The organism is Isoptericola sp. NPDC056573, assembly GCF_042793335.1.
Taxonomy (GTDB): domain Bacteria; phylum Actinomycetota; class Actinomycetes; order Actinomycetales; family Cellulomonadaceae; genus Isoptericola.
In genome coordinates, this window is record NZ_JBHTUY010000004.1 from 326,239 (window position 1) to 343,023 (window position 16,785).

Below are 16,785 nucleotides of genomic sequence, written 5' to 3' on the forward strand. Positions count from 1 at the left end.
CGGTCGCCGGGGGCGTGCTACCCGAGCTCGGGTCGCACGCCCTCGGCGATCAGCCGTCGGCGCTCGACGTACTCCGGCAGGATCGTCACGTCGTCGTCGGCGAACCACTCGAACGGCGCGGTCGACGCGACGAGCGCGAAGTTCGCCCAGGGCTCGAACGAGCCGGAGCGCACCACGACCTTGGCGCGCGGCGCCCAGTGCTCGACGAGGTGCTCGTGGGTCGTGCCGTGGAACGTGGCGCCCGAGCCGGTGAAGAGGTCCTGCACGTCGCCGTACAGGCGCGGGTGGTGCGTCTTCACCTCGGTGGCGAGGTGCACCTCCTCGACGAAGACCTCCTCCCGCAGCACCCGCAGGATCGTCCGCACGTCGAGGTGCCCGCGCGTCAGCGCGAGGTCGACGCGGTGAGCGTCCTTCGGGATGGGGAACCCGGCGTCGGTGACCAGCACGACGTCGGTGTGTCCCAGCGTCGCGAGCGCCCCGGCGAGCCCGGGGTGCAGGATCCGTCCGCTTCTCATGCCGTCTCCTTCGTCGTGGCTCTCGTGGTGGCGAGGAACCCCTCGACCTCGGCGCGCGTCCGGTAGGACGGCACCGTCTCCCAGTGCTCGCAGCACAGCGCCGCCACGACGCCGGCGAAGGCGGCACCCGTGCGCAGGTCGCGCCCCTCCCCGAGCGCGACGGCGAGCGCCGCGTTGAAGCTGTCGCCCGCGCCGTTGGAGTCGACGACGTCGACCGCCGCGGTCGGCACCGCCGTCACGCCCTCCGCATCGGCCACGAGCGCCCCGTCCTCCCCGCGCGTGACGACGACGGCGCGCGGCCCGAGGGCGAGCAGCCGCCGGGCGAGCTCCTCGACCGGCGTGGGGTCACCGGGCGGCAGGCCCAGCGCGACCCTGGCCTCGTGCTCGTTCGGCGTCAGGACGTCCACCGCCGAGAGGTCCACGCCGCGCAGGTCGACGGCGGGCGCCGGGTTGAGCACCGTCGCCACGCCGGCGTCCCGCGCGACGCCCAGCGCGTGCAGCGCCGAGCCGAGCGGGATCTCGAGCTGGGCGAGGACGACGTCCGCCCCGCGCAGCGCGTCGGCGGACGCGTCCAGCACGTCGGGCAGCAGCCGGTCGTTGGCGCCCTTGTCGACGACGATGAGGTTGCGCCCGGCCGTGTCCTTGACGATGAACCCGACCCCCGTCGGCGCCGTCGGGTCGACCGTCACGCGCGAGTCGTCGACCCCCTCGGCCGCCATCAGGGCGCGGAACTCCGCGCCGTGCGCGTCGTCGCCCACCGCTCCGACGTACGCGACCTCGGCACCGAGGCGAGCGGCCTGGACGGCCATGTCGGAGCCCTTGCCGCCGTACGTCTCGCGGTACTCCCGCCCCAGCAGGGTCTCCCCCGCCTCGGGCAGCCGGTCGACCGTCATCACGAGAGCCTTCGCATAGCTCCCCACCACCGTGAGCCTCATCGCTCTCCTCCGTGTCGTGCCGTGCGCCGGGGACGTCAGTAGGCGTCGGGGTCGCCGACGAGACCGTCGACGATCGCGGGCCCCGAGCTGGTGCCGACCAGCTCGGCCCCCGCCTCGAACAGGCGCTGCATCTTCTCCAGCGAGTTGACCTTGCCGGACACCTTGACCCGGCAGGGCGGCTCGATGTTCGCGGCGAGCAGGCGCACGTCGTGCTCGGTGGCCTCCAGGCCGCCCTTGCCCCAGCCCGACGACTGCTTCACCCAGTCGACCCCGGCCTCGTACGCGATCCGCGTGGCGCGGGCCTTGAGGTCGTCGGTGGGCAGGAAGCCGAACTCGAGCATCACCTTCACGGCCACGCCCTCGGCGTGCGCGAGCCGGACCACGTCCTCGATGTCGCGGGCGTAGAGGTCCTCGTCGCCGCCGAGCAGCAGGCCCGGGTGCGGCGGGAAGTCGAACTCGTCCACCCCGGTCGTGACGAGGGCGCGCAGGGCCGCGAGCCGCATCTCAGGGGTGTCGTTGGCCATGGGGAAGTTGAGCGTGGACGCGACCTTGACGCCGGTCCCCGCGAGCACGTCCTTCGCCAGCGGCACCCAGTACGGCGCGATCATCGCGGCGTCGAAGCCGTAGGCGGCGCACGTCTCCAGGTGCTTCGTCACGCCGTCGCGCGTGAGGTCGGGGTTGACGTTCGTGTACTGGATCGCGCGGGCGACCTGCGTCGGGTCGGTGAAGTCGAGGGTCATGCGGGTTCTCCTGGACAGGTGAGGTGCGCGGGTCATCCCTTGACCGCGCCGGCGGACAGGCCGCTCATGACGTGCCGTTGCATGAGGACGAAGATGAGCAGGATCGGCACCACAGCCAGCAGCAGGGTGGGGAACACGATCTCGTAGTTGGTGGTGTACGAGGACACGGCCGCGTACACACCGGTGGTGATGGTCCGGAACGACGACCCGGGCCCGAGGATGAGCTGCGGGCTGACGAAGTCGTTCCACGCGCTGAGCGCGTTGAGGATGAAGGCCGTCGCGACGATCGGCTTCATGAGCGGGAACACGATCCGCCACAGCACGCGCTGCTGGCTCGCGCCGTCGATCGCCGCCGCCTCGTCGAGCGAGCGCGGCAGCATGCGGATGTACCCGGTGAAGATGAACAGGGTGAACGGGATCATGGTCGACGACATGAAGAGCACCAGGCCCGGCAACGTCCCCATGAGGTGCAGCGCCTTGAGCACGAAGATCGCGGGCACCAGGATGATCTGCGCCGGGATGAACATGCCCGCCACGAAGAACATCAGCAGCACCCGGAACAGGATCGTCGGGGTGCGGGCGATCACGTACGCGGTGGGGACGGAGACCCCGATCGCGACGACGTTGCACGCGACGACGAGGAACAGCGTCACCGCGTAGCCGGCGACGACCGGGAAGTTCGGGTTGGACCATGCGTCCTGCAGGAACTGGGTCGTGGCCGTGGCCGGGTCGAACCCGAGCGGGGACAGCAGGATCTCCTGCTGCGGCTTGAACGCGTTGACGACGACGATGTACAGCGGCACGAGCATCGCGACCGACAGCACCGCGATCGCGATGGTGCGCACGGTCGCGCGCGACCGCGCCGTCCGGCTGCCCGACAGGCTCATGACAGCGCCTCCGCTCCCTCTTCGGCGCGCCTGCGCAGCGCGATGATCGTGAACGACAAGATCCCGGCGACGACGATCAGCAGGACCGCCTGGGCGCACGCCAGGCCCACCTTGTTGTTGGCGAAGGAGACCGCGAGGATCTCGTAGGCCCAGGTCTGCGTCGCGTCGCCGGGCCCGCCGTTGGTCAGGCCGAGCACGACCTCGTAGACCTTGAGCAGCGACAGCACCGACGTCACGATCGTCACCGTCACGGTGGGGGCGAGCGCCGGCCACGTGACGTGCTGGAACACCTGCACGCGGCCGGCGCCGTCGAGCGTCGCCGCCTCCTGGAGGTCCGCCGGCACGGCCTGCAGGCCGGCCAGGTACAGCACGAGCTGGACGCCGAGCTGGGCCCACACGATGACCGCGATCATCGTCGCGAGCGCCCAGTCCGGGTCGGACAGGAACGGCAGGGCCGACCGGCCCGACCCGGTGAGCAGGTTGTTCACCGCGCCCTGCGGGCCCAGGATCGCCTGCCACAGGAAGCCCACGATGAGGGCCGACAGCACGTGCGGGTAGAACATCACGGCGCGCGCGAACGCGGTGAAGGGCGTGGTCCGCCGCAGCAGCAGCGCCAGACCGAGCGCGATCACGTTGACGCCGAACGCCCCGACGACCGCGATGACCCCGGTGACCCACAGCGACGAGTGCATGTCGCCCGTCGGGTCGGTGAAGATCCGCATGTAGTTCTTCAGCCCGACCCACTCGGGCGCCTGGGTCGGGATGCCGTTGTACTCGGTGAACGAGTAGTAGACGGCGTACCCGACGGGCACCACCATGAGTCCGATGTAGACCAGCGCCGCCGGGACCGTCATCAGGCCCCGGCCCAGCGCGCCCCTTCTCCCCAGCACGCGTGCCGTCCTCGCTCGAGCCATGTCAGCCCGCTGCCTCCGCGTCGTACCAGGCCGTGAGCTGGGCGGCGGCGTCGGCGGGCGACGTGCCCTGCCACAGCCCCTGCGCGACCTCGGTGAACTTCTCGTTGAACCCGGCGACCGGCAGGGCGAAGTCGCCCACCGTCTGGTTGCCGGGCACCACGAACGACGGCGCGGCGTCGATGAGCTCCTGGACCTGCCCCGCGTACTCGTTCGCGCTGGTGTCCAGGCCCTCGCGGTTGAAGTTGTCCATCTCCGCCTGGGTGGCGATGGCGTCCTCGTCGGTCACGAGGTACTCGACGAGCTGCGTGGCGGCGTCCTTGGCCTGCGTCCCGTTCCAGACCATGTACGGGAACGCCATCGTGGCGCCCATCGGCGCGGGCTGGTCGGCGGCGTCGTCGACCGGCGGCGCGAAGATCCCGACCTCGAACTCGGGCGGCGAGCCGGCGAGCGTCGTGGTGAACCAGGAGCCCATCGGGTAGATCCCGACGTCGCCCGCGATGAAGTTCGCCTCCTGCGTGCCGCTGTCCGTGGCCACGTCGTCGGCCGTCGTGTAGCCGGCGTCGATCCAGTCCGCCACGTGCTCGAACATCGGCTGGAACTGGTCGCCGAGGGTCGAGGACCCGCCGGCCACGGCCTGCTGCCACCCGGGGGTGGTGAGGTTCTGCTGCGGGTGCCAGATCTCCTGCACCTGGACGCCGGTGGCCCACTCGGAGGCGAACCCGATCGGCTTCTTCACGCCCTCGTCCTGCAGGGCCTTGAGGGCGGCGTCCATGTCCTCCCAGGTGGCGGGGGGCTCCGTGATGCCGGCCTTCTCGAAGAGGTCCTTGTTGTAGTACAGGAGCGACTGGGCCTGCATGCCCACGCCTACCACGTTGATGGCGCCGTCCGTGGAGTACAGGTCGGCCATCGGGGTGCCCTGCGCCCAGTCGTACTCCGACAGGTCGAGGATCTCGGGCGCCGTGTCCTCGGTGGGGAAGACCGACTGGATGACGTCGGGCGCCGTGCCGGCGGCGAGCTGCGTCGGGAACGTCTCGGCGACCGACTGGCCGCTGGGCCCCTCGATCTTGACGTCGATCCCCGTCTCCTCCTCGAAGGGGGCCACGAGCTCGTCCCACTTCGCCTGCGTGAGGTTGTCGGTGATGTTCACGAGCATCCGCACCTGGTCGCCGCCGCCCGAGCTGCCGCCGCCGTCGTCGGAGCTGCAGGCCGTGAGGGCGAGGACGGGTACGAGCCCGAGCGCGGAGGCGCCGATCGCCCCGCGCCGAAACCTTGCTGACATCGTTGTCTCCCTGGGTGGGTGCGTCGTCCTCGAGGACGAGGACCACTTGTCATACATGCTACATGTGAGAGGTGGCGGGCCACCAGTCCCTAGCCGAGCCGGCCTCGGAAGGGGACGGGGCCGACGACGGTCACGTCCGTCGGCCGGTCCGAGTCGTCGATCCGGAAGATCCCCTCGTCCGCGACGAAGAACGCCGGCGCGTCGGGGTACTCCAGCTCCGCCGGCAGCGGTTCCTTGTCCGTCCAGGCGAAGAACGACCGCGCGAACGTGTCGCGGTCCTTGCGGCCGAAGATGCTGAGGTCCCCGGCCGTGTACGGGCTGAGGATGCACCAGTGCACGCCGTCCTCGGCCCAGAACGCCCGGTCCGACAGGATCACCGCCTGCCGGTCGGGGTCCGCGAACACCGCGTCCCAGAACGACGCGTCCACGTCGCCCCGGGCCAGCGCGTGGCGGGCGAGGAAGAGCAGGTCGTGCGCGTGCCAGGCGGTGCTCGGCGCGACGTCGGCCTCGTGGTGCCAGCCCGTGGCCGACACGAACGGGCCGGCGGGCGACTGGTAGCGGGCGTAGGTCCGCAGGCACGCGTCGCGGAACTCGCCCAGCTCGGGCACGTCGACGTCGGCGAGCACCTCCTCGATGCCGTACAGGCTCAGCCCCATCCCCGCGACCAGCATCGGCGTGGTCGAGAGCAGGTGCGTGTCGCCCCGCACGTACCAGTAGCGGTGGAAGCGGGTGCAGCCCGCGTCGTCGGTCCACGCGGAGCGCGCGACGTGCCGGCAGATCGCGACGGCCTCCTCCAGGAGGTCCGGGCGGCCGAACCGGCGCGCGCCCAGCACGAGCGGCACCACCATGAGCCCGTAGTACTCGGCGGGCTCGAGGATGCCGCCGCCCTCGCGGTCGGTCGGCTGGCGGAGGACGCCCACCGACGCGCCGTCGGGCACCCCGCGCACGTGGCTGAGGCGCACCAGGGCGTCGAGGTCGTCCTCGAGCTCGGCGGCGTAGACGTCGTCGCCGCTCAGCTCCTCGTACCGCAGCTTGGCCCAGACCCGGGCGTACTCCTGGTTCACCGTGCCGTCGGGGGTCGGCCGGCCGCCGCCGTAGACGCGGCACGCGTCGAGGTCGCGCCGTACGGCCGCGAGCACCTCGGCGCGCTCGTCGCCGGGCAGCAGGTGCCCGGCGTGCCGCAGCCCCTCCAGCAGTCCGAGGCAGCCCACCATGTTGTGGATCAGGCCCGCCGTGGCCGACTCGCCCACCTGGAACCCGATGTGGCGGAACTGCCCGTCGTCCTGCACGGCCCGCGCCTGGAAGAGCATCATCCGCCGCCACAGGTCGAGCCCGCGGTCGTCGGGGTACCGCCCGAGCACCTCGCCGAACGCCGCGGTGGCCGGGGCGGAGAACGCCTGGTGGCCGCTGGTGAAGTCGACGAACGTCGCCGGGTTCGTGCCCCACACGCTGTGGTTGTGGAAGCCCCGGATCTGCCCCTCGTCGCCTACCCACGTGCGCATCCAGCGCGCGAGCGCCGCGACGTCGGGGCCGGCCTGTCCTGCCGCCATGCGTCCTCCTGCTTCGTTGCTGCGGGTGGCATCCTCGCGCACCTCGGTCGTCACGACGCCACCAGCTCCTCCGGGTGCGCGAACGGCAGCCCACGGGCGAACCGCTCGACCTCCGCCGCGACGGAGTCGCCGATCCGGCGCAGCTCCGTGCCCGTGGAGCCCGCGAGGTGCGGCGTGAGCACCACGTTCGGCAGGCTCCACAGCTCGCTGTCCGCCGCCGGCGGCTCGGGGTCCGTGACGTCGAGCACCGCGTCGATCCGGCCGGTGCGCAGCTCGGCGAGCAGCGCCGCGCCGTCGACCACGCCGCCCCGGGCGGTGTTGACGAGGGTGGCGCCGTCGGGCATCAGGCCGAGGACCCGTGCGTCGATCTGCCCCGCCGTCCCGGGGGTGAGCGGCTGGTGCAGGGACAGGACGTCGCTGCGCGCCGCGACCTCGTCGAGGCCCGTCGCCCGTGCCCCGGGCAGGCCTGGCACCGGGCCGGCGGACAGCTCCGGGCTGTACAGCAGCACGTCGAGGTCGAACGGCCGCAGCAGCTCGACCACGCGGCGCCCGACCAGCGAGGCCCCCACGATCCCCACCGTGCGGCGGTAGTTGCCGGCGCCGGTGAGGAGGCGCTCGGCGTCCGGCGCCGCGCGTCGCTCGCGGTAGGCCCGCTCGGCGGCGTGCGCCTTCTTGTTCGCGAGCAGGATCATCGCCAGCGCGTACTCGGCGACGGGCACGGCGTTGGCGGCCCGGGCGTTCGACGCCGCCACCCCGTGCGCCGCGAGCACGGCCGGGTCCGCGAGGCACGTGCGCGCGACGCCGCCCGCGTAGGCGACCGCCCGCAGCCGCGGCACGAGGTCCGCGGGAACGGGCGGAGCGCCCCAGCCGGCGACCAGCAGCTCGGCCCCGGCGAGCCGGGCGCGCGCAGCCTCCGAGCCGATCTCGACGACGACCTCCGGGTCGAGGTCGACGACCGCGCCCAGGCGCCCGAGGCCGTCCGCCCCGAAGATCCGCTCGACGAGCTCGGGCGGGTCGAAGGCCAGGACGGCACGGGGACGCGCGCCGGCCGCCCGGGGGCTCGGGCTCATCGCTGCTCGCCCGCGCGCCGGCGCGCGAGTCGCAGGCCGGCGTCCGCGGGCCGCACGTGCGGGCCCGACGGGACGGCCCACGTGCCGGACTCGCGGTTGGTGGCGATGAGCTCCTCGTCCACCTCGATGCCGAGGCCGGGCGCGTCGCCCAGCACGATGCCGCCGTCCTGGATCTCCTGGTCCACGTGCAGCCCGACCGGCCAGGTCAGGTCCTGCACCTCCGTGACGAGGTGGTTGGGCACCGCGGCGGACGCGTGGGCGACCGGGTTGGCGTTGTAGCCGACGGGGCTCACGGGCAGGTCCCGGCCGAGCGCCAGCACGGCGACCCGCAGGAAGTGGGTGATGCCCCAGACGCTGCCCGCCTGCACGACGCCCACGGCGTCGCGGTCGAGCAGGGGCCCGTACTGCTCGAGGCCGGTGAGGTTCTCCCCGGTCGCGACCGCGGCGCGCAGCTCCGAGGCGACGGCCCGGTGCCCGGCGACGTCCCACCGGCGCACCGGCTCCTCGATCCACATGAGGTCGACCTGGTCCTCGACGCGGCGCGCGAACCGGACGGCCTGGTGGCGCCCCCAGGCCTCGTTGACGTCGTACATGAGGTCGGGGTGGTCGGTGTTCTCGCGCAGGACGTCGCGGACGATGGCGAGCCGCTTGACGTCGCGGTCGACGTCGAGGCCGCCCTTGACCTTGGCACCGGTGAAGCCGCGCTCGGCCCAGGGCTCGTAGAGCTCGACGAGCGCGTCGTCGGGCAGCGCGTACTCCAGCCCGGACGCGTACGCGGGCACGAACCGGTCGGCCGCGCCGAGGGTGCGCCACAGCGGCTCGTCGGCGAGCTTCGCCTTGAGGTCCCACAGCGCCATGTCGAAGGCGCCGATCGTGCCGAACGTGCTGCCCGCGTGCCCGGACTTGAAGACGAACGCGAGCATGCGGTCGTAGAGCGCGGTCACCGCACGCGGGTCCTGGCCGTCGAGGGCGCCGAAGACCAGGTCGAGGTTGCCGCTCGCCCCGAGGCCGACGCCGGTGACGCCGGCGTCCGTCTCGAGGAGCACGACCGGCACCTCGGTCACCCCGTCCGCGACGACGCCGTTGACGTCGCCCACCGGGCGCCCCCATCGGTGGACGGTGGTGAGGGTCCGGTATCCCGTGATGCGCATCCGCTGCTCCTACTCCGCACGCGCCGCCGTCGGCGCGCGTCTCGAGGCCGGGTCGTGGGAGGTGCAGCGGCTGGGTGCCAGCGCCTCGTCGAGCCTGTCGGCTGAGTCATAACTTATGATACGAGTGATGAGTACGCAAGCCTCCGCTACGCTCGGGGTGGCCGTCAGCGCAGGCCGCGACGCAGAACGGAGCCCGGACGACATGACAACGACGCCCTCGACCGCCGGAGCGGTGCCCCGCCCCCAGCGACACCGCCCTCCGCTCGCCGCAGCGGTGGTGAACAGCCTCGTCACGGCGATCGTCGTCGGCGAGTACCCCCCGGGCAGCGCGCTCCCCCCGGCGGGCGCCCTCTGCGAGCAGTACGAGGTCAGCCGCACGGTGATCCGCGAGGCCACCACGGCCCTGGTGGAGAAGGGCCTCGTCGCATCACGACAGGGCTGGGGCACGATCGTGCTCGACCAGGACCAGTGGAGCCTGCTCGACCCGCTCGTCCTCGACGCGCTCTTCCAGCGCGAGGACCGGCTCGTCTACCTCGACAACCTCATCGAGATCCGCACCACCCTGGAGTGCGCGATGGCACGGCGCGCGGCCGGCCTGCTCGACGCCGAGCAGCGCTCCGCCCTCGCGGCGAAGCTCGACGAGCTCGCCGACCTGATCGACGACCCCACGGCGTACGCGCGGGTCGACCTCGAGTTCCACGAGCTGATCCACCGCGCCTCCCACGACGCCTTCGGCCGCGCGATCGTCTCCAGCGTGCAGGGCAAGGCGCTGCACTCCCCGCAGTACAGCGGCACCCCGAGCGTCGACGACGTCCGCTCGACGCACGAGGGCCACACGCGGATCCTCGAGGCGCTCGCCGCCGGCGACGGCGACGGCGCGGACGCCGCGATGCGCGACCACATCACGTCGTCCTGGGCGCGGCGCCGCCCCCAGGAGTAGCCCGGCCCGACGAGGCCTCGCCGACCACGAAGGCCCGGCCCTCCCCGCGACGGTCACGCCGCCGCCCGGAGGACCGGGCCTCTTCTCGACCTGTTGACTTGTACTACATGTGATGTACTACATTCGATCCATCGCGGCACCGCATCCCTGAGCACCTCGGGACGCGAGGACGGCGGGGCAGGGCTGCCCGGCCTCCACCGGCCGCGAGAGCACTCCAGCGACACCCTGCAGTTCCGGTACCGAAGGCGACGACGCCCGACCGCACGGGCAGCCGTTCGACCTTTCGTGGCCTCGACGACGAGACGGACGACGAGAGGGATGTGGATGCGATGACCTCGTTCACCCGACGAGACCTGCTGAGATCGAGCGGAGCCGCGGCGGCCGGCGCGGTCGTGCTGGCGGGCGGCTCCCGCGCCGACACGGCCGAGGCCGCCGCCGGGGACGCAGGCCCGGACGACGCCGCGACCGACCCGCTGGAGCTCTGGTACCCGCGTCCCGCGGCCGCGTGGCTCGAGGCGCTCGCGGTCGGGAACGGCCGGCTCGGCGCCATGGTCTTCGGCGGCGTCGCCACCGAGACCCTCATGCTCAACGAGGACACCGTCTGGGCGGGCGGGCCGCACGACTACGCCGACCCCGGCGGCGCTGAGGCCCTGCCCGAGATCCGGCGCCTCCTCGCGGAGGAGCGCTGGGCCGACGCCCAGCGGCTCGCCGACGCACGCTTCATGGGCCGCCCCACGGAGCAGATGCAGTACCAGCCCGTCGGCGACCTGCACCTCACGTTCCCCGGGCTGACGGACGACGTCGCGCAGTACCGCCGCTCGCTCGACCTCACCACGGCGGTGACCACCACGACGTTCGTCGCCGACGGCGTGCGGCACACGCGCGAGGTGTTCGCCAGCCACGCCGCCCAGGCGATCGTCGTGCGGCTGCGCGCGGACGCGCCGGGGGCCGTCTCGGTCGACGCCGCGTTCACGTCGCTCCAGGAGACGACCACCCTGGCGCACGACGGCCGGACGCTCGCCCTCGAGGGCCGCTCCGGCGAGGCCGAGGGGCTCGAGGGCGAGGTGCGGTTCGTCGCCCTGGCACGGGCCGTCGCCGAGGGCGGGTCCGTGGTGTGCGACGAGGCGTCGCTGCGGGTCCGGGGTGCCGATGCCGTCACGTTGCTCGTCACGATCGGCACCAGCCACCGCAGCTATCTCGACGTGGGCGGCGACCCCTTCGAGCAGGCGGGGCCGCCCCTGGAGGGAGCGAGCGTCAAGGGCTTCGGTGTCCTGCGCCGCGCGCACGTGCGCGACCACCGGGAGCTGTTCGGGCGGGTGGACCTCGATCTCGGCGCGTCGTCGGCGGCGGACCTGCCGACCGACGAGCGGGTGGCGGCGTTCCGCGCCGGCGGCGACCCGCAGCTCGCCGCGCTGTACTACCAGTTCGGCCGCTACCTGCTGATCTCGAGCTCGCGAACGCCCGGCCAGCCCGCCAACCTGCAGGGGCTCTGGAACGCGGAGATGCTGCCCGCCTGGCAGTCGAAGTACACGCTCAACATCAACTGCGAGATGAACTACTGGCCCGCCGGCCCGGCGAACCTCGCGGAGTGCTGGCGGCCGCTGTTCGCGATGATCGAGGAGCTCGCGGAGTCGGGGGCGCGGACGGCGCAGAAGATGTGGGGCGCCCGGGGGTGGGTGGCCCACCACAACACCGACCTGTGGCGCGGGACCGCCCCGGTCGACCACGCCTTCTACGGGGTGTGGCCCACCGGCGGCGCGTGGCTCTCGCTCCTCTTCTGGGAGCACTACGAGTACACCGGCGACCTCGACACCCTGCGCGAGTACTTCCCGGTGCTGCGCGGCGCCGTCGAGTTCTTCCTGGACACGCTCGTCGTCGACGACGCGACCGGCTACCTGGTCACGAACCCGTCGCACTCCCCCGAGCTCAAGCACCACGAGGACGACGACGAGGGCGTGAGCCTCTGCGCGGGGCCGACGATGGACTGCCAGATCCTGCGCGACCTGTTCACCGCGTTCGACCAGGCGTCGCAGGAGCTCGGGCTCGACCGCGAGACCGCCGTGGCCGCCCTCGCCGCGCGCGACAAGCTGCCCCCGAACCAGGTCGGCCACCTCGGCCAGCTCCAGGAGTGGCTGATCGACTGGGAGGACGCGGCCACCGAGACCAGCCGCCACGTCTCCCACCTGTGGGGCGTGTTCCCGAGCGACCAGATCACGCCCCGCCGGACGCCCGAGCTCGCGGCCGCGGCCGACCGCTCGCTGGAGCTGCGCGGGCCGGCGGTGACCGCCGGCTGGTCCCTGGCCTGGAAGATGAACATCCGGGCCCGGCTCCTGCAGCGCGACGGCGCCTACACGCACCTCACGCAGCTGCTCTCCCCCGGCCGGACGGCGCCCAACCTGTTCGACCTGCACCCGCCGTTCCAGATCGACGGCAACTTCGGCGGCACGTCGGCGATCAACGAGATGCTCCTGCAGTCCCACTCCGGGGAGGTCTGGCTGCTGCCGTGCCTCCCCGAGGCCTGGCCCGAGGGCCGCGTGCGCGGCCTGCGCACCCGCGGAGGCTTCGAGATCACGATGACCTGGTCCTCCGGCCGCCTCGACCACGCCCGCGTGCGCTCGCTGCTCGGCCGCACGGTCCGCCTGCGCACCGACGCGCCCGTGCGCGTCGTCGGACCGGGCGGACCGGTCGCCGTCGAACGCCCCGAGGACGGCCTGGCCGTGTTCGGGACGCGGCGCGGCGCCACCTACGTCGTCCGGCCGACCGCCTGAGACCACCCACCTGCCACACCCGCACCACTCACGAGGAGAGGACACCGATGTCCAGACGATGGATCAGGACCGGCACGGCGGCGGTCGTCGCGATCAGCGCCGTTGCCGCGGTCGGGGTCGGGGCCACGGCCTTCGACCCCTACGCGGCGAGCACGCAGGGCAAGAAGTGCCCCCAGTTCTACGTCTCCCCCGACGGCGACGACCGCGGCAACGGCACCCAGAAGAGACCTTGGGCCAGCCTCGACCAGGCCCGCGACCACATCCAGGACCTCGGGCTCAACCACGAGCGCAAGATGAGGTGCGACATCGTGGTCAACCTCGCCGAGGGCGACTACCCCGTCGACGAGACGATCGAGTTCACCGAGAAGGACTCCGGCACCAACGGCCACCAGGTGATCTACCGCTCCGCCGACGGCCCCGGCAAGGCCAACCTCGTCGGCGCCGAGCCCGTCACCGGCTGGGAGCCCTACCAGGACGGCATCTACAAGACGACGTTCGACCCCGAGCAGCAGTTCTACACGCTGTTCGAGGACGGCGAGCGCTCCGAGCTGGCGCGCTACCCCAACCGCACCTCGGAGGACACGCAGGCCCCGTACCTGTTCTCCGTCCTCGGTGAGCCCGAGAAGGAGGCCGTCCGTTCCTGGCTCTACTGGAAGGACGGCGACTGGGACCCGGCGTGGGACGACACCGCGGACAGCAACCCGCTCAAGGACGCCCAGATCACGGTGTGGTCCGGCGGGTCCTGGAGCTGGTTCACGGACACGATCCCGATCGGGGGCGCGGACTACCGCAAGGGCTTCGCGACGTTCGACTACTGGTCGCGGTACGCCCTGGTGAACAGCCGCAGCGGGTCGCGCTACTACATCCAGAACGCGATGCCGTTCCTGGACCAGCCCGGCGAGTACTACGTGGACCGGGAGGCCGGCGAGCTGTACTACATGCCGCGGGGCGACATCGACGACGTCACCATCATGCGGCCGACCGTGGCCAAGCTCGTGGACATCAAGGGGGACTCCCCCGAGGACAAGGCGCACGACATCACGTTCGACGGCCTCGGCGTGCAGTACTCCGACTTCGTCGACTGGTACCGCGCCGGGTGGATCAGCGCCGGCGACTCGGGCGAGCCGCACAAGTACCCCGAGTACGACCGGCAGATCGAGATGCCCCGCAACCGGTTCGGCGCCGTCACCCTCGAGAACACCAGCAACATCACCCTCACCGGCATGCACATCCGCGACACCGGTTTCATGGGCGTCTACGCACTCTTCGCCAACGACCACCTGACGGTCGAGAACTCCCTGCTGGAGAACATCGGCGCGGACGGCATCAAGGTCGAGGGCGGCTGGCCCGGCGAGGGCGACCTCACCCACGCCCACACGTTCCGCAACCTCTCCATCGACCACGTCGGCGAGCTCGTGCCCGGCGACGCCTCCGGCATCGAGCTCATGGGCACCGGCGACAACCTCGTGGAGCACGTCCACGTCAAGCACTCCGCGCGGTACGGCATCAGCCTCGAGTCCCGCCCCGAGGTGGTCGACGGCGACCAGTACACCGACAACAACACGTTCCGGTACATCCGGATCGACCAGGCGGGACTCGACTCCGGCGACATGGGCGCCTTCTACACCTACGGCGTCGCGAACCAGGAGCCGCACCCCGTGCAGAACACCGTCGACCAGATGGTCATCGGCGACGTCATCCCCGACCCCGCCGGCGCGATGCCCGACAGCGGCACCCGCGGCATCCACATGGACGCGGGCGGCTGCGGCTTCGCCTTCTCCAACATCGAGGTCGGCAAGACCACCGACCAGTCCTACCAGTCCTACCAGTGCAACGAGGTCACCAACGGCAACTGGGAGGACGGGTTCGACCCCTCCCAGATGCAGTACGACCAGATCGGCGTGACCGACGACTTCCCCTTCGAGGTCGAGTAGCGCCCGGGGCCGTGCCGCGCACCCGGCGTGCGCGGCACGGCCCGCCCCGCTCCGTTCCACTCCCGTTCCACACCGACCGGAGGACGACGATGTCCAGCACGTGGATGTCCAGCACGTGGATCAGAACCAGCACGGTGGCGATCACGGCGTTCGCCGCGGTCGCGGCCGTCGGGATCGGGGCCACGGCCTTCGACCCCTACGCCGCCGGCTCCCAGGACGCCGGGAGGTGCCCGCAGCTCTACGTCTCCCCCGACGGCGACGACCGCGGCAACGGCACCCAGAAGAGACCTTGGGCCAGCCTCGACCAGGCCCGCGACCACATCCAGGACCTCGGGCTCAACCACGAGCGCAAGATGAGGTGCGACATCGTGGTCAACCTCGCCGAGGGCGACTACCCCGTCGACGAGACGATCGAGTTCACCGAGAAGGACTCCGGCACCAACGGCCACCAGGTGATCTACCGCTCCGCCGACGGCCCCGGCAAGGCCAACCTCGTCGGCGCCGAGCCCGTCACCGGCTGGGAGCCCTACCAGGACGGCATCTACAAGGCGTCCGTCGACCTGGACGCCCCCTTCTACACGCTGTTCGTCGACGGGGACCGCGCCACCACCGCGCGGCACCCGAACCGCACGAGCGAGGACACCCACGCGCCGTACCTCTTCTCGCGCCTGATCGAGCCCGAGAAGGAAGGGGTCCGCGACCAGATCGGCTACAACCCCGGCGAGTGGGACGAGACGGCGGACCTGGGCTCGTACACCAGCTGGCCGGCGCAGGTCACGATCTGGTCGGGTGGCTCGTGGAGCTGGTTCACCGACACGGTGCCGATCAAGAACGCGGACATCAAGGACACCGACAACAAGATCATCCTCGACCACTGGACCCGCTACGCGATGATCAACAGCCGCAGCGGCTCCCGCTACTTCCTGCAGAACTCCCTCGACTTCCTCGACCAGGCCGGCGAGTACTACCTGGACCACGAGGCGGGCGAGCTCTACTACAAGCCGGCCGCGGGCTCGATGGACGGCGTCACCGTCATGCGGCCGACCGTCACGACGCTCGTGGACGTCAAGGGCGACTCCCCCGAGGACCGGGCGCACGACATCACGTTCGACGGCCTCGGCGTGCAGTACTCGGACTTCGTCGGCTGGTACCGCGCCGGGTGGATCAGCGCCGGCGACTCGGGCGAGCCGCACAAGTACCCCGAGTACGACCGGCAGATCGAGATGCCCCGCAACCGGTTCGGCGCCGTCACCCTCGAGAACACCAGCAACATCACCCTCACCGGCATGCACATCCGCGACACCGGTTTCATGGGCGTCTACGCACTCTTCGCCAACGACCACCTGACGGTCGAGAACTCCCTGCTGGAGAACATCGGCGCGGACGGCATCAAGGTCGAGGGCGGCTGGCCCGGCGAGGGCGACCTCACCCACGCCCACACGTTCCGCAACCTCTCCATCGACCACGTCGGCGAGCTCGTGCCCGGCGACGCCTCCGGCATCGAGCTCATGGGCACCGGCGACAACCTCGTGGAGCACGTCAACGTCAAGCACTCCGCGCGGTACGGCATCAGCCTCGAGTCCCGCCCCGAGGTCGTCGACGGCGAGCAGTACACCGACAACAACACGTTCCGGTACATCCGGATCGACCAGGCGGGGCTCGACTCCGGCGACATGGGCGCGTTCTACACCTACGGGGTGGACAACCAGGAGCCGCACCCCGTGCAGAACACCGTCGACCAGATGGTCATCGGCGACGTCATCCCCGACCCCGCCGGCGCGATGCCCGACAGCGGCACCCGAGGGGTGCACATGGACGCCGGCGGCTGCGGCTTCGCGTTCAGCAACGTGGAGGTCGGCAGGACCACCGACCAGTCGTACCAGTCGTACGACTGCAACGAGGTCACCAACGGCAACTGGGAGGACGACTTCGACGCCACCCGGATGCAGTACGACCAGATCGGCGTCACCGCCGACTTCCCCTACCCCGTCGACTGACCACCCCGCGGCCGGTGGGGCGGCGCCCCCCCCCCGGGCCGCCCGCGGGCTGCGACGAACCAAGATAGGCCCACAAGAACCCACACACACGAAAACACACAACCC

13 protein-coding genes are annotated in these 16,785 nt (G+C 71.7%); 4 read left to right on the plus strand and 9 right to left on the minus strand.

The window, feature by feature from the left end; all coding sequences use genetic code 11:
• Window positions 1-17 precede the first annotated feature (17 nt).
• The 9 genes from rbsD to ACFQ8E_RS09045 all read right to left on the minus strand — a co-directional run bounded on the left by rbsD (window position 18) and on the right by ACFQ8E_RS09045 (window position 9,041).
• Window positions 18-515: a D-ribose pyranase gene (rbsD, locus tag ACFQ8E_RS09005; protein ID WP_430550227.1), complete on the minus strand. Its 498-nt coding sequence runs from the start codon at window positions 513-515 to the stop codon at window positions 18-20.
• Window positions 512-1,450 carry a ribokinase gene (locus ACFQ8E_RS09010; RefSeq protein WP_430550228.1) on the minus strand — a complete coding sequence of 313 codons (939 nt, stop codon included), beginning with the start codon at window positions 1,448-1,450 and terminating at the stop codon, window positions 512-514. The genes rbsD and ACFQ8E_RS09010 overlap by 4 nt, the downstream gene beginning before the upstream one ends.
• Before the next feature lie 35 nt (window positions 1,451-1,485).
• Entirely contained in the window at window positions 1,486-2,190 is a 705-nt protein-coding gene (deoC, locus tag ACFQ8E_RS09015) for a deoxyribose-phosphate aldolase (RefSeq protein ID WP_430550229.1), read from the minus strand.
• Window positions 2,191-2,222: 32 nt separating this feature from the next.
• Entirely contained in the window at window positions 2,223-3,077 is an 855-nt protein-coding gene (locus ACFQ8E_RS09020) for a carbohydrate ABC transporter permease (protein ID WP_430550230.1), read from the minus strand.
• The gene (locus ACFQ8E_RS09025) at window positions 3,074-3,967 is read right to left on the minus strand and encodes a carbohydrate ABC transporter permease (RefSeq protein WP_430550231.1); all 894 of its coding nucleotides are present in this window, start codon (window positions 3,965-3,967) and stop codon (window positions 3,074-3,076) included. Before ACFQ8E_RS09025 ends, ACFQ8E_RS09020 begins: the two co-directional genes overlap by 4 nt.
• 25 nt (window positions 3,968-3,992) lie before the next feature.
• Entirely contained in the window at window positions 3,993-5,270 is a 1,278-nt protein-coding gene (locus tag ACFQ8E_RS09030) for an ABC transporter substrate-binding protein (protein WP_430550232.1), read from the minus strand.
• A gap of 89 nt (window positions 5,271-5,359) precedes the next feature.
• Window positions 5,360-6,820: a hypothetical protein gene (locus tag ACFQ8E_RS09035; RefSeq protein WP_430550233.1), complete on the minus strand. Its 1,461-nt coding sequence runs from the start codon at window positions 6,818-6,820 to the stop codon at window positions 5,360-5,362.
• 50 nt (window positions 6,821-6,870) lie between these two features.
• Window positions 6,871-7,890 carry a hydroxyacid dehydrogenase gene (locus tag ACFQ8E_RS09040; RefSeq protein ID WP_430550234.1) on the minus strand — a complete coding sequence of 340 codons (1,020 nt, stop codon included), beginning with the start codon at window positions 7,888-7,890 and terminating at the stop codon, window positions 6,871-6,873.
• Window positions 7,887-9,041: a mandelate racemase/muconate lactonizing enzyme family protein gene (locus tag ACFQ8E_RS09045; RefSeq protein ID WP_430550235.1), complete on the minus strand. Its 1,155-nt coding sequence runs from the start codon at window positions 9,039-9,041 to the stop codon at window positions 7,887-7,889. Before ACFQ8E_RS09045 ends, ACFQ8E_RS09040 begins: the two co-directional genes overlap by 4 nt.
• A gap of 274 nt (window positions 9,042-9,315) precedes the next feature.
• Between ACFQ8E_RS09045 and ACFQ8E_RS09050 the strand changes: the two genes are divergently transcribed.
• The 4 genes from ACFQ8E_RS09050 to ACFQ8E_RS09065 all read left to right on the plus strand — a co-directional run bounded on the left by ACFQ8E_RS09050 (window position 9,316) and on the right by ACFQ8E_RS09065 (window position 16,680).
• Window positions 9,316-9,981: a FadR/GntR family transcriptional regulator gene (locus ACFQ8E_RS09050; RefSeq protein ID WP_430550236.1), complete on the plus strand. Its 666-nt coding sequence runs from the start codon at window positions 9,316-9,318 to the stop codon at window positions 9,979-9,981.
• A gap of 329 nt (window positions 9,982-10,310) precedes the next feature.
• A complete protein-coding gene (locus ACFQ8E_RS09055) occupies window positions 10,311-12,749 on the plus strand; it encodes a glycoside hydrolase N-terminal domain-containing protein (protein WP_430550237.1) in 2,439 nt (812 codons plus the stop codon).
• A gap of 47 nt (window positions 12,750-12,796) precedes the next feature.
• A complete protein-coding gene (locus tag ACFQ8E_RS09060; RefSeq protein ID WP_430550238.1) occupies window positions 12,797-14,683 on the plus strand; it encodes a right-handed parallel beta-helix repeat-containing protein in 1,887 nt (628 codons plus the stop codon).
• An 89-nt stretch (window positions 14,684-14,772) separates the two neighbouring features.
• Window positions 14,773-16,680 (plus strand): right-handed parallel beta-helix repeat-containing protein, encoded by a 1,908-nt coding sequence (locus ACFQ8E_RS09065; protein ID WP_430550239.1) that lies wholly within the window; start codon window positions 14,773-14,775, stop codon window positions 16,678-16,680.
• Window positions 16,681-16,785: the final 105 nt, after the last annotated feature.